We start from the raw sequence: 15,281 nt of genomic DNA on the forward strand, positions 1-15,281 counted from the left end.
ACCCGCCACTCCATTTTTAAATTCATCAGCTGTTTTTCCATCATTATTACTTGCAAAAATAAGGTTTGTAATTCCACTAGTGCCATAATCAATATCAGCTTCTACATTTACAGGTCCTTGCATTACAAGATTAGCTGTTCCGCCTGTTGTTTTAACAGTATAGATTGGAATAATACCATTAGTAGTGCTTGAAGCTGCTTGTCTTAAAACTAAGTTTGTAGTTCCACCAGTTGTTGTAAGAGTTCCTGAAGAAATACCTTCTAAATTCATAATATTATTACTTACTTTTACTTGACTTGGCATCCATATTTTATTTTCAAAGACAATGTTGTTAGTTCCACCATTGGTTGTGATGTTACCTGTGAGACTTGATAGAGATTTTAGTCCTTGTGTGATTTGCTCTAGTGTTGGTGTTGATATTCCACTTACAGGAGGAGTTGATGGAGTTGAAGTAGCGGTATTCTTGATAAGAATATTGTTGGCACCTTTATTTTGAGCTGTGATATTTGCAGTAATATTTCCACTCTCTGTTGCTGTGATAGTATTAGTGCTTTTAGAATTATTATTAGTATATACTGCAGTAATAGAATTTACATCAATTGTTATATTTTTTGCAGTAATAGTATTGGTAGCAACCCATCCTCCACTTGTTTCAATTTTTCCACCTGTTTTCGTGATAGTAATAGTTCCATTTTCTGCTTTGATAGTATTTGTTCCAGCATTGTTGGTAATACTACCATTGATAGCAAGAGTAGAATCTGTATTATTTACCGTAATAGTATTAGTTCCACTACTAGCACTAATACCACCAGCGATAGTAATTCCGCCATTATTTGCTATGATAGTATTAGTTCCACTACTTGTAGAGATATTGCCCTTGATATCACTATTATCAGTAACAATATTATTACTTCCACCATTTGCGGTGATAGTATTAGCTGTAAGTTGTTTAACATTGATATAGTTTGCACCTTTATTGGTAAAAATTCCATTTTCTACTGTGAGGTTTAAATTGGCTTGATATTCAGCATTACTCCAGTTTGTTGCAAAATTATCAATGAGTTTTAGGTTTTTTTCACTACCAGTAGTAATATTTTTTCCAATATAGTTATTACCAGTATTATCCGCACCTTTATTAATATCTCCTACTGTAATATTCTGAGAATTTGTTCCTTCAAAGCTTAGGATATTGATAGATGGAATTCCATTTACAAAATTTTGCCAACTTCCAGATGCTGTAATTTCTATGATTTTTTTGCCATTTTCAAAGCTCACATCTCCATTAAATTTTAAGATATTATAGACATTTGAGATACTCCAAGCACTAGCACTTTTATTAACAATACTCACATCATTTTTAAAAGTAGTAGTTCCTGTAATATCGAAAATATTTTTAACATTACTTCCCCAACCATTTGATATTCCTGTTGAAATAGAAGAAGTATTTTCAAAGGTAATTCCACTTTTTGAAGTGATAATATTATAAACATCACTATAACCCCCACTTGCATTAGCAGTAATATTATTTTTGATAATATTGTCGCTATTGCTTGCATCAAAGATAATTTTATTGATTCCGGCACTAGCATTGATACCCCCGATAGTATTTTTTTGCTCTCCGTTACTAGAAGCCTCAAAAGTAATAGTATTAGTTCCACCAGTTGTAGAGACGCTTCCACCTATAGAATTATTATTTCCAGAAAAAGTTATAGTATTTTGACCAGGAGGAGCTGCGGTAATATTTCCAGTAATGCTATTATCACCATTGGTTGCCCCAAAGGCTATGATATTTATCCCAGCATTAGCCTCTACATTCCCCTCAATACTTCCTGCACTAGAGAAACTAACACTATTTTTGGCTTGGCTTGTAGCTCCATTGGCAAGCACACTTCCTTTAATTTTTTGTCCTCCATTAGTATCTCCAAATACTACTTTATTAAAACCACTTCTACTATTTCTTCCTCTTGCTTCAATATTGCCTTGTAATGAACCCTTTGTAAAAGTAACATGATTCCCTCTGTTTTCATCTGGAGGGACATTACCATATCCTGTTCCATAAGAAATGATATTTCCTTTCATTACAATAGTATCCGCAGATGTGGTGGCACCATTAAAACTTACTTCATTTTTTACAAAGTCATTGGCATTATCTGCATTTCCATTTTGAATATTACCAGTGAGTTTAGTCTCATTATTAAAATTTATTTTTAAAGCTCCAGCATTATAACTTCCATTCCCAATACCACCAATATTTGTTTTTACTTCAAGACTAGAAGCATTAGCTGATTTATCAAAAGTAATAGTTGCATCCGTTGTAGATACACCATGCCGAATATTAGTAATAGTCAATGTATCTGAAGCCTTAATAGTGGCTTGCCCATTTGTAGCGGTAATAATCCCATCAATATTTGCACCCTGTTTAAACTCAAGATTGGTATTACCTAATGCATTTAAAGTTACATTTCCCTTAATCCCTTTGCCTCCAAAGATTCCATTGAAGGTTTTATGAGAATAATTTTCACTAGTTCCATTATAAGAGCCAGTTACAGCAAGATTTCCATAGAAAGCATAAGTGGTGGTAACTCCTGATAAATCCATTGTAAAGATTCTATCTGTATTATCATTTTCTGCTGTCCACATATCTACTGTAAGAGTTCCTGTGCCATTACTACCCATTGCTATACCACTAGTGGAATAAAAGATAGTGTCTTGTCCTAAATCTAATTGACCTTTATTGCTAAAACCATTAGAATCCCACTTATTTTCACTACCTGTAAAATAAAGTTTGAATTCATTTTTTACACCACTACCACTATCAAAAGAAAAACCTTTATAACCATTACTTCCACTTATGCTTACATCTTTAAAAGTTACATTGTTACTATTAAAATTAATAGCTTCACCTCTATTACTACCACTAACCTTATAGAATCCTGTATCATTAGAACTAGCAGCATTGATATTACTAGCACTTAAAAACAAAGCTAGAGAACTAGCAACTAAAGGTTTGAAGAATTTTTTTGAATTATTGTTTGTAGAGAAAGAGGTATTTAAAGAATTATTTGTATCCCCCCCCCCCTGTAGCAGTGAAATATTTCTTTTCATCTATTAACTCCTTGTTTTTTAGCTTAGTAAATTTAAAAACGGAATTTTTTCATAAAAAAGTCAAGTTTTTGTTAAGAAAAACAAAAATATTTCAAGGGGGGGGGGGGTATTAGAATCTTATGAGATAGTGTATATTTGGGTATTTGCGAGATTTTGAAAAAATTTGAAAAATACACTAGATTTAGTTTATATGTATTTTTATGTTATGATTTTAGTATTTTTGCTAGATTTTTTGTAATTTGGAGTATGATTGAGAAGTTTTGCCATATTTTTTTGTCTTATTTTTTTTGCCAATGCCTTTGATATGGATATCTCCTATGGAAAAGAAAAAAAGAATCTCTTTTCTATTATCACACTTAAAGCAAAAAAAGACTTTTTATGTGAAAAAATTATGCGAAGTATCAATGCGGATTATATAATCCAATGCAAAATAGATGCAATACCAGAAAATGGCTTTTTACCATTTGAGACAAAGTTTTTCAAAATTTCTTATCAAATGGAAAAACAAGTCTTTATCCTCTCTATCTATCCAAAAAAAGAAATAGAGCTATTTTATATCCCTGATGATATTCAAGAAAATAATCTCTTTTTTGAAGAAAAAAAATCCTTGAGTAAAACTTGGCAAATCGTAGGCTATGAAAAAAACCTTCCTTTTTTAACAAAAAAAGACAAAAATCAAAAAGGAATTAACTTTCCTATTACCTTAGGAAATCCTCAATTTAATTATGTAGATGAAATCAATATTGATAAAAATCCCCTCAAAGCTAGTGTTGGTGCAGACTATGCTGATTATCTAAAAATCAAAGATTTAATGAAGCAAAAATACTACAAAACCGCTTTAAATGCTATTAGCTCTACTTTTAGAAAATTCCCTAATACTTTTTTTGCTAAAGACTTATTATTTTATCAAATTCAAGCTCTCTATCATCTCAATCTTGTTGATAATGTGCTTGAAAATGCACCTGCTTGGATCAAGCAATATCCATCAGACAATGAAGTCCCAGAAGTCTTATATATGCTTGGTAATACTTATGCAAAGATCTATTTTCCTACAGAAGCAATGCACTTTTATAAAAGAATCATTGAAGAATATCCTGAAAATCGATTTACTCCTCTTGCAAAAATGCAAATTGCAAAAACACTTTCTGAAGGCACCAATATAGGAATGGCTAGAATCTATTTTTCTCAAGCCTATCAAGAAGCAAAGGATTTGGATAGTGTGACAGATATAGCACTAAACTGGGCTTTTTTTGAAATCAATACCAATAATGCGCAAAATGCTAGAGATTTGATAGATAAAATTTTAGAAGCTAATCCTACTTTTTTTACCCAAAATCCTGAACAAACCAAAAACACCATCATCTATCTTAGCGAAAAACACATCTATGATAGTGCTGCAAAGATTGCAGACTACTATTTTCATCACACAAAAGATGATGATAAAGTGCATGAAGAACTTGGCTTTATGCTAGGCGAGCTTTATGAAAAAGCCAAAGATTACGACAAAGCACATAGCAGCAATCTTGCTTTTATCAAAGAATATGAGAGTTTTCCAAAAGCAAGGGAAGTGCAAAAAAGAGATGATGCGATGCTTTTTGAAGTAAGTGGGAGTGATAGTGTAAAATTAGAGCGCTATGATTACATACTCAAAAAATATCCAAATACTCCACAAGCCACAAAAGCTGCTGAGCTTAAAACAAAGATTTTAATAAAACAGCAAGATTATGAAGATGCACTTGCTATGAAACCTTTTTTGCCAGCAAATAGCACGCTTTATAATGAAGCTTTGTTAGGAATGATAGATAAAAACATTCAAGAAAATCAATGTCAAAAAATCAACCCATATTTAATTGAAATGACAGATTTCTCAGGTATCAAAGATAAGCTTAAAGCCTTTGATTGTCTTTATAACAATAATCTCTTTACTCAAGCTTTAAAAGTTGCTCAAACAATGTTGCAAGATAAAAATAATCCTGATTATATTGCTTGGCTCTATAGAAATGCAAATACGCTTTTTGCTCTAGGAAAATACCAAGATTCCATCATTGCAATACAAGATGTTTTAAGTCTTGCAAAAAATAAGAAGACAAAAAAATATGAAGATATCTATTTTACACTCTTTTCTAGTCTTGCAAGATTGGATTTCAAAGATAGGGCAAAAGAAATCTACAATAAACTTTATGAAAATTTTAAAGATGATAGGAGAATGCTACAAGTTTATGCCACTTTGCTCAATTGGGGTGATGCCAAAAATACCACAACGATAGTCTATGCTAAAAATCTCATCGCTCTACAAGAGAGATATAAAACACAAGATTTCACACCATTTGTGGAATTCAAACTTATTGAAGCACTCTCTCAAAATAATCAAACACAAGAAGCTTACACCATAGCACAAGAGCTTGTAAAAAAGAATCTAAGGAGTATTGATTTGCAAAAAGCTTTTTATATCAAAGCAGATTTAGAAATAAAACTTAAAGAAAACACAAAAGCTCTTGAGAGTTTAAAATCTTGCATCAATATCCAAGAAGATTCTACTTGGAAAACACTCTGCAAACAAAGCCAAACACTTTTCAAAGGAGAATAAATGAGCATTTTTAGAGAATATGACATTCGAGGGATATTTGAAAAAGATCTCACGCAACAAAGTGTATTTGAAATTGGATTTTTTTTAGGTGAGGCAATTAAGCAAAATCATCAAGAAGAAGTCATCATTGGATATGATGCAAGGGTGCATTCTATTACTCTTTTAAAATGGCTCAGCGATGGACTAAGACATCAGGGAATTAAGGTTTTTTGCATAGGAATGGTGCCCACTCCTGTAGCCTACTTTGCGACTTATCAAAAATTTGATTCTTTGGAGTGTAAAAATTCTATTATGATTACTGGCTCGCACAATCCTCCAGAATACAATGGTTTTAAGATTACTATCAATCAAAAACCTTTCTATGGAAAGGCTATTCAAGAAATAAGACAAAAGATTCAAAATAGCAATCTTATCTATCAATCTTATGATGAAACTATATATTCCATTGATGCTCTAAATTGCTATATTGATTTTCTTAGCAATCACTTTAAAAAACTTCACAACTTTGCTTATGAAGTAGCCTTAGATTATGGTAATGGCGTAGGAGCATTAGCAATGCAAAAAATTTTAGAGAATCTAAATATAAGATCTATACATCTTTTTGCACAGCCAGATGGAACTTTCCCTAATCATCACCCTGATCCTAGCGAAGAGAAAAATCTTGAATTTTTACAAGAAACAATGAAAGATAAAAACATTTCCATAGGACTTGCCTTTGATGGAGATGCTGATAGAATTGCACTGCTTAGTGCAAATCATTCTTTTAAAGGTGATGAATTGGCAATTTTATTTGCCAAACAAATAGAATCTAGTGGAAAAAAACCTCTTGTTATTGGAGAGGTGAAGTGCTCACAAATTATGTATGATGCCATCAATGAAATAGGCTCTAGCGTAATGTATAAAACTGGCCACAGCAATCTGAAAGTCAAGCTCAAGGAATTAAATGCAGATTTGGCTGTTGAGATGAGCGGACATATGTTTTTTAATGATCGTTATTATGGTTATGACGATGCAATCTATGCAGGGCTAAGGGCTTTGGAATTATTTTTACATCAAAGTCCAGAAGAAATAGAAGCATCTATTAAAGCCCTACCTAAACTCTTTAGCACTCCTGAAGAAAAGATCCACACAAGTGAGGAGATGAAATTTACCCTTATTGAACAACTCAAAAAAAAGCTAGAAAATCCACCAAAAGATTTTCCAAAAATTTTGGAAATTGTAGATATCGATGGAATTCGTGTAATTTTTGAAGATGGCTGGGGGTTAGTACGCGCGAGCAACACTACCCCTGTGCTTGTGACAAGATTTGAAGCTAAAGATGAAACTAAAGCAATGCTATATAAAAAAGCTTTACTTAGCCTATTATCTCTCTAATACCCTTTGCATTTGGGGCTGACAAAAAGCCTTGCTTTTCTAGCTCCTCCACTAAGGTGGCTGCTTTGTTATAACCTACACTCATTCTTCTTTGTAAAAAACTCGCGGAAGTTTTTCCCGTGCTTCTAATAATCTCTTTTGCCTTTTGCAAATCTGAAGCATTGGATTTCAAGCTCTCATCAATTACATCATCTGCTATCAATTCCCTTTCTTCTAAAACAAAATTTTTGTCATATTGCACTTCTCGCTGCGCCTTGATGCTCTCTACAATTTTTTCTATCTCCGTCTCACTTGTCCAAGGAGCGTGGATTCTAATCACACCACTAATACCTGGTGGGGTAAATAGCATATCCCCTCTTCCCAATAAACTCTGAGCCCCCTCTACATCCAATACCACTCTAGAATCTATTTTGTTACTCACCTTAAAAGCAACTCTTGCTGGGAGATTTGTCTTTATCAATCCTGTCACAACATCAGCACTTGGTCTTTGAGTAGCAACAATCAAATGCATACCACAAGCCCTACCCATTTGTGCAATCCTTGTAATAGGGAATTCTGCTTCTTTTCCTCCTGTCATCATCAAATCTGCTAATTCATCAATAATGATTACTAAAAATGCAAAAGGCTCTTCTCCTATTTCTTTGCATTTCTGATTGTAATTTTCTATTGTTTTGACCTTTAGAGCACTCATTAGCTTATAGCGCCTCTCCATCTCTCTTACCGCAGAGTTTAATGCCGTGATTGCCTTTTTTGGATCAGTGATGATTGGGGTAAGCAAATGAGGTATGTCCTCATACATACTAAATTCCACCATCTTTGGATCTACCATTATTAAACGTAAGTTTTCTGGAGAATTACGATAAAGCAAGGAAACTATCATCGCATTTACTCCTACTGATTTTCCACTCCCTGTAGTCCCTGCTATAAGCAAATGTGGAAGCTTTTTTAAGTCTGTCACAAAAGGATTGCCCACAATATCCTTACCCAAAGCAAGAGTTAATGAAGAAGCAGAATTTTTAAATACCTCACTCTCTAAAATCTCTCGCATATAAATTGTTTGGACATTAGAATTTGGTATCTCAATACCCACAACATCTTTTCCTGGTATAGGAGCTTGAATACGAATAGACTGCGCACAAAGTGCCATAGCCAAATCATCACTTAGTGTAAGAATCCTACTCACCTTTACATGACTTGCTGGTTTAAATTCAAAAGTGCTTACTAGAGGCCCTGTATAAGTTCTGATGATATCTCCATCAATTTTAAACATCTTAAGCTTAGAGAGAAGATTTTGAATTTTTTCATCAAGCTCACTCTCATCAAAATCTTTATTTTGCACAGGATTTTTACCCAAAAGCTCAATACTTGGCAAAATATAATCTTTTGGTTTTTCAATTTCTCCTTTTTCTAAAGAATCTAGCAAGATTGTATTTTCACTCAATTCTTTTACTACGGCAGTTTTTTTAATACTAGCTTCATTTTTTTGTTCTTTTTGCAAGCTAGTATTTTGGTGGTTTGCTACTGCTTGCATACTAAAGACTTCTTGTGGTTTTGCTTGCTCCTCTAATTGCATAGGTTTTGCCTCTTCTTTAGCCTCTTGTATTGATGATTGAATACTTGTTGGATATGAAGATGAAATCTCTTGAATCTTTTGAGATATATTTTCTTGATGTGTTAAAGCAATCTGAGTATCACCATTTTTTAAGCGATTGCGCTCTATTACTTCTTGACTATAATCTTTTTGATTACTAGCTTGAGGAGTGTCTATAAGCCCTATTTCTGGTTTTGGCTCTTTTATATTGAGTTTAATTTCAGTAAAAACACGCACATTTGGTTGCACAATTTGCATATCTTCTTTTGGTTTTTCTTTTGCTTTATGCATAAAATCCATTGGGTTAAAAGGAAGATTTTTTTGCCTCTTCTCTTTTTGCTTTGTAGCTTTTCTATCCTGCAAGAATGCCTTAATTTTTGTATAGCAAAACACAATTTTTTTACCAAAGATATCCAAGATTCTAATACTAGTATCAAACAAAATTTTTAGAGTTTTTTTAAAATGAGAAACAGAAAGCAATAACCATGAGCCAATACTTGCAAAAAGTAGTAAAAAATATACTCCAAAAATACCTACTATAGCCTCTAAGGAATCTACCATTGCTTTTGCAAGCTCGCCTTTTTGAAACCATAAATACTGCAAACACAAAACACATAAAAATAATATCATCACTGCGATGATATTTTGCATCGCCTTTTGACTTAATGTAGGATTTTTATAAAGAAAAATCAAAAACCAGATTAAAACTAAGGGATACAAGACTGCTAGATAGCCAAATAACATAAAATTAAAAGTCCCAAGCATCTGACCAAAAGTACCTATATTTTGACTTTCCATCAAAAAGGTAATGCCCGATAAAAAAAGCAACAAAACCCCAGCAATAATAAAAACAAATAACCTTTTTATCTTAGTTCCCTTAAAGTTTTTTATGTTAAAATAAGCAAAACAAAATTATACAAAATTAAAGCTTAATATAGCGTTATCATTTCGGGTTTAAGTTAGAACCAAGGGGTTTGTTTGCACGGAAAAATCTTAAGATATTCTCTTGCTACAGGCATAGGAGTTGTATCAAATCACTCTAAAAAAATCTTTGAGTTAAGAAAAGAGAGTTGGCATGATACAAGATACCTTCCTACTGCTGGTATGCTCATAGAATTTAGATGCAATAATAATGGCTTTATTGTCAATGCCAAAGCTTCGGTATATCAAAGTTTTCCACAAGATTCGTTTATCAAAGAATCAGATTTTTGGAAAACAGAAACCGATGAAGAATTGCTCTATAAAGAACAAGAAATGCACGATTTATTAGTGCAAAAAATTTTTAAAGAAACTAATTATTTTGCTATTAAAAAAATTCCTTTGAGCTTAAGCATAGACAAGAGTATTGAGAAATATTTTTTTCAAGAACTTAGTGCAATTAACTTTGTTTTAGATGAAAAAGATGACAACAATGATAAACCCTTGCTTGATTATGTTGAAGCCAAAAGATTTTTAAATAAAGCTATTGATTATCTAATCTTTACTGATAAAAATATTACTATGGATTCCTTTTCAGATCAGTTACTTGTCATCAATAAGCTTAACTATTCATACAACTACTTTACTAAAAATATTAATCTAAATCCTCAAAAAATTTTTACGGAATTTTTCTTAGAGATTCAGTTGCATTATCGAGCAGCATTAAAAGCACAAAGTGGTCTTAAAGAAAGAATTCTAGAGCTTGAAACAAGAGTTAAAAATAGCGTAACTGAGATTAAAGGCATCTATATCAAAATGGAAAGCAAAAAGGATACAAAAAACCTTGATAGCAGACTTAAAATATTAAAAACTCGTGTAAGCAAATCTGACGAAGAGCTTAAAATCCTAAATCCTTGTTTGAAAAATCTAGAAAAAAACTTAGAAAATTTTAGACAGGCTTATAAAAAAGAATTTGAGGAGAAATTCCAAAGTTATTACACCTCTATTGTCAATCAAACAGCAAAAGTTCTTAATCTTCATGCCACAGAATTAGATGATAGTATTTGGCGTCTTGCAATGAATTCAATTCCTATCCGCAATACCTTTTTTAAACAAAATATTATTGGTTCTTATTGCACCATGACCTTTATGTGGCTTTATCTACAAAAATTGGATAAAAATAAATTAAGCCCTAATGATAAAAAAGCTTACAATCTCTATATCCAATACAAAAAAAATTATGAAAAAGTGTTTCTTGTGCTCACTTCAAATCACAAATTAGAAACTCATCTAAAAATTCAACTTATGTCAGAATCTAAGAATCATAGTGTTGTTATCGCAAAAACAAATGCAGAATTTTTCTCGCAAATCAATAGCACTACTTTTCAAACTATTTATATTGATTCTACAATGCCTATGCCTATACCAAATCTCATTGCAGAGGTTAAAAAAACAAAGAAAAATATGCAAACTAATCTCATCTTAATTCCTAGAGAAAAAATCGCAACCCTAAAAGACTAACGATTACACAAAATGCCAAACTCACAATTTCTACAATTTTTTAAATCATCGCATTTATCAAAAACAATCTCACCATCAAGAGTTTGCATTTTCTCTTCTAAAAGGTCAATTTTTTCTTGTAGATTTACTTCTTGTATTTTTTGTGCCTTTCTTACATCATAGAGATAGCAAGATATATGTTCTTTTCCCAAATTTTTTAAAGCTAACATATAGATAGGCAATTGAAAATCACAGAGTTTTTCATTAGCTTTTTTTAACTCAACATGATTGGAAAACTTATAATCTATTATGATAATTTGCTCTTGATATAAATCTAATCTATCAATATATCCTTTAAAATTTTTACTAAAAATCTGTGTTTCAAAATAAAATTCAGCTTCTAAGAATTTATAATCAGGTTGTTTAAAAGTACAAATTTCTTGCTCCCAAAAATTAGACATTTTGGCATTCTCAATTGCCACATCAAATTCTTGTTTTTTATTTTCTAATTTTATATTTTTTATCTCTTGATTAAAAAAATCCCTAACCTTTAAAATATCAAATTGTTCTTTAAACTCATTGTAAGAGCATTTTAAAAGATGATGAAAAATATTGCCAATATTAATACTAGTTTCTTCTGGAGCTTTTTGCTTTTGAATATACTTCAAATAGAACTTTCTCTTACATTCAAAAAATACTCGCAAACTTGAAGCAGAAAAGACAAAATCTTTAGGAATTGACATTTTAAATATATCTTCTTTATAGCACCTCTCTTGATTAAAACTAAAAACACTATAATGAAATTCTTTTTCTTTGATATGAAAATTTTTAGATTTAAAAAAATTTAAAAAATGCGTAGAAGCATTATTCTTCACAAAAGCTATATCTACATTTTTTGTTTGTCTTATTAGCTGATAATAATAATGCTTTTGAAGATTCTGCTTGTCTTTTAGTGTTGGCATTTGCATCGCTTTTCTTATTTTTGTATTCAAAAATAAATCATTATCCTTAAAATTAAAAATCACTTCTTCATTAAAATCCACTATAACAATCGCATCAAAATGCATACCTCTTGTCTCAAGAACTCCATATACTGGTATTTTTCCACCAGAATTATCACTGATTTTTATCTTCTCAAGCTCTTTTAAATAAAAAGCAAGCAAATCTGTAAAACTAAATTGCTTTAAAATATCAGTAATCTTATGGATATCTGAAAAAAATCTCTGATGAAATACAAAAAGCTCTTGATAGTATTCTTTGCAATCTTGCAAAATACCCTCAATGAATGCCTTAAAAGCATCTAAATTTTCAAAATCCTCTTGTTGCAATGTATTTAAAGTGCGGTAAAAAAGCGTTTTTTTAATATCAAATCCCATTGCATAATTAAAATTTCTATAAGTATCTAATACTTCAAGATATTGTATAAAACTCTCATCTGGAACAATCAAGGCAACATTTTGTAAGCCTTTTTCAAGCCATTCATTTGCCTTAAAAATTGCAAATGAAGCCTGTTCTATTCGTGATTTTAAAGGATATATTCTCATCTGCTCACATAATAAAGCATTGTTTTTTTCTTCTATTTTTTTATGTGTAAGATTGATATTATAAGTGTTATCCTCCTCAAGTTTCATACCCAAAAAATTGAAGAATTTTTGATTGAAAATATCATTTTTAAAATGCAATCTTATTTCTTTTTCTTGAGCCAAATACAATAAAATATCTTGTTCTACCCTAGAAAGCACGCCTTCAATAAAAATCTCAATCCCCTCAAAAGAATCTAATGCTTGAGTATAGATTTCAAAATCTTGATTATGATATGCATCATAAAATCCCAATCTATCCATCTTGTCATAAAAAGCCCTATAAATTTCTTGCAAAATTTTTAAATGATCTTCATAATCTCCATAAATGTCTTGATAAGGTATTTCTTCAATACTTTTTTTACTAATAGCAAGCTCATTAAAAAAACTTTCTAAAAAATTAGCACCCTCTAAATATGCCAAGAAAGTCTTATCAAAAACAAGCAGTTTATGCGTATTTTTATATTCATATAAAGTTTGTAAAAGTAGGATTTTTTTTATATAACTTGGAATCTTTTTTTTATTTTTTACGATAACACAGCACTCAAAAAACTCTCCAATAGACATTGTCTTTGGAGCAAAATCATCATTATAGTGAAGATAAAAATCACTTATAGAGCGTTTAGAGGAAAATACATAAAGCCTATTATCTATCAAAGCAATGCCTTGGCTCTTTTAATGATATTATCCTCACAAAAACCATAATGCTCAAAAAGATCATCACCCTTAGCAGAGCTACCAAAACTCTCCATCATTACCACATCATCTGCAATCTTATACCATTCAAAACTTCTTGAAGCCTCAATTGCCAAAACTTTTGTATTGCCAAATATTTCTTGCCTTTCTTTTGCATTTTGCATCAAAAATAAATCCAAACAAGGCACACTCACCACTTGAGTAGCGATTCCTTCTTCCTCAAGTTTTTTTGCACTTCTTAATGCTAAATTTACCTCACTACCACTTGCTACTAGCGTAATGCTTGCTTGCTTATTTTCTTTGAGCAAATATCCTCCACAATGAATTACATCTTGATTTTTTGGCGTGCATACTTCCAAATTTTGACGCGATAAAACAAACATACAAGGACCTTGCAATTGCAATGCAAGCTTCCAACAAGCCACATTTTCATTGGCATCTGCTGGACGGAAAACCTTTAAATTAGGCATTGCCCTAAAGTGACTGAGTTGTTCAATTGGCTGATGTGTTGCACCATCTTCCCCTACCCCAATACTATCATGAGTAAAAATATAAAACACCTTTGCATTCATAATACTAGCTATACGAATACTAGGACTGAGATAATCACTAAAAACAAAAAAAGTGGCACAAAAAGGTAGGTATAAACCATAATTTGCCAATCCATTAACAATCGCCCCCATTGCATGTTCCCTGATACCAAAATGCAAATTTTTACCCTTTGGAAAATCGCCAGATGAAAGTGTTGTATTGTTTGAAGGTCCCAAATCTGCACTTCCACCCAAAAATCCTGCTATTTTATTTGAAATTGCTTCTAAAATTTTTCCATTACTAACACGCGTAGCAATCTTTTCCCCTTGTTCAAAACTTGGATATTCTATCTTTGAAAAATCATTTTCTTGCCATTTTTGTATCTGTAAAATTGCCTGTGCATTCTCATCTTCCCAAATCTTATTTGTCGCTACCCCTCTCTCACAGACATTTCTAAATCGCATTAACACATCATCAGGAATCACAAACTTTTCATTTTCATCAAAACCTAAAGCCTTTTTGCTCTCTCTAACAACCTCAACTCCTAGAGGTGCTCCATGAGTTTTGTGACTTCCCTCTAATCCCACAGCACCTTTGCCTATAGTCGTATGCGTGATAATAAGTATAGGTCTTTTTGCTTGTTTTGCCAAAGTAATTTTAGAATCAATATCCAAAAAATTATGTCCATCACACTCTAAAACATCCCACCCCTGAGCTATAAATCTTTGTGCAATATTTTCACTCATTGCAATAGAAGTATCCCCCTCAATAGTGATTTTATTGCTATCATAAAATACAATCAAATTATCAAGTTGATGATGACCTGCTAAAGCACAAGCCTCATAAGAAATCCCCTCTTGTAAATCCCCATCTCCACAAAAACAATAAACTTTATGTATAATTGCATTGCCAAAATGATTTTTTGCATATTTTGCACCCATCGCAAAGCCCACAGCATTTGCAATCCCTTGCCCCAATGGACCCGTAGTAATTTCTACTCCCTGTGTATGTCCATATTCTGGATGCCCAGGAGTTTTAGAATCTTTTTGTCTAAAAGCCTTTAAATCTTGCAATGATAAATCAAACCCCCAAAGATGCAACAATGCATAAACTAAAGATGATGCGTGCCCTCCACTAAAAACAAGACGATCTCTATTGATCCATTTTGGATTTTTAGGATTTATATTTAAATGATAACTTAACACACTAGCCACATCAGCTAATCCCATCGCTACACCAGGATGACCACTATTAGCTTCTTGCACCATATCTGCACATAAAAATCTTAATGTATTTGCCATTCTTTGTAACATAAAAATATCATTCTGATCAATCTTGCTCATCACATTCCTTCTTAGTCTTTTAATCAAATTTTATAAATGCAATTTTGCCTTGTAAA

7 protein-coding genes are annotated in these 15,281 nt (G+C 31.9%); 3 read left to right on the forward strand and 4 right to left on the reverse strand.

The window, feature by feature from the left end; translation table 11 throughout:
• The coding region (locus CQA57_RS06250; RefSeq protein WP_147288358.1) for a beta strand repeat-containing protein at nucleotides 1-3,105 on the reverse strand (3,105 nt) is incomplete at its 3' end.
• 250 nt (nucleotides 3,106-3,355) lie between these two features.
• On the opposite strand from CQA57_RS06250, the gene CQA57_RS06255 reads away from it, so the two are divergent.
• Entirely contained in the window at nucleotides 3,356-5,692 is a 2,337-nt protein-coding gene (locus CQA57_RS06255) for a DUF7494 domain-containing protein (protein WP_115579379.1), read from the forward strand.
• Nucleotides 5,693-7,066, forward strand: coding sequence for a phosphomannomutase/phosphoglucomutase (locus tag CQA57_RS06260; RefSeq protein ID WP_115579380.1), 1,374 nt, complete (start codon nucleotides 5,693-5,695; stop codon nucleotides 7,064-7,066). It abuts the gene before it with no gap.
• On the opposite strand, the gene CQA57_RS06265 is transcribed toward CQA57_RS06260, so the two are convergent.
• Entirely contained in the window at nucleotides 7,047-9,485 is a 2,439-nt protein-coding gene (locus tag CQA57_RS06265) for an FtsK/SpoIIIE family DNA translocase (protein WP_245941869.1), read from the reverse strand. The genes CQA57_RS06260 and CQA57_RS06265 overlap by 20 nt on opposite strands.
• A gap of 150 nt (nucleotides 9,486-9,635) precedes the next feature.
• Here CQA57_RS06265 and CQA57_RS06270 point away from each other — a divergent pair, with 150 nt between their 5' ends.
• Nucleotides 9,636-11,096, forward strand: coding sequence for a hypothetical protein (locus CQA57_RS06270; protein ID WP_115579381.1), 1,461 nt, complete (start codon nucleotides 9,636-9,638; stop codon nucleotides 11,094-11,096).
• Here the strand turns inward: CQA57_RS06270 and CQA57_RS06275 are convergent.
• Together CQA57_RS06275 and tkt are read right to left on the reverse strand one after the other, a co-directional pair.
• Nucleotides 11,093-13,312: a PD-(D/E)XK nuclease family protein gene (locus CQA57_RS06275; protein WP_115579382.1), complete on the reverse strand. Its 2,220-nt coding sequence runs from the start codon at nucleotides 13,310-13,312 to the stop codon at nucleotides 11,093-11,095. The two genes, CQA57_RS06270 and CQA57_RS06275, sit on opposite strands and share 4 nt — an antisense overlap.
• Nucleotides 13,309-15,225 carry a transketolase gene (gene tkt / locus CQA57_RS06280; RefSeq protein WP_115579383.1) on the reverse strand — a complete coding sequence of 639 codons (1,917 nt, stop codon included), beginning with the start codon at nucleotides 15,223-15,225 and terminating at the stop codon, nucleotides 13,309-13,311. The genes CQA57_RS06275 and tkt overlap by 4 nt, the downstream gene beginning before the upstream one ends.
• Nucleotides 15,226-15,281: the final 56 nt, after the last annotated feature.

Source organism: Helicobacter anseris (assembly GCF_003364335.1).
GTDB lineage: Bacteria > Campylobacterota > Campylobacteria > Campylobacterales > Helicobacteraceae > Helicobacter_H > Helicobacter_H anseris.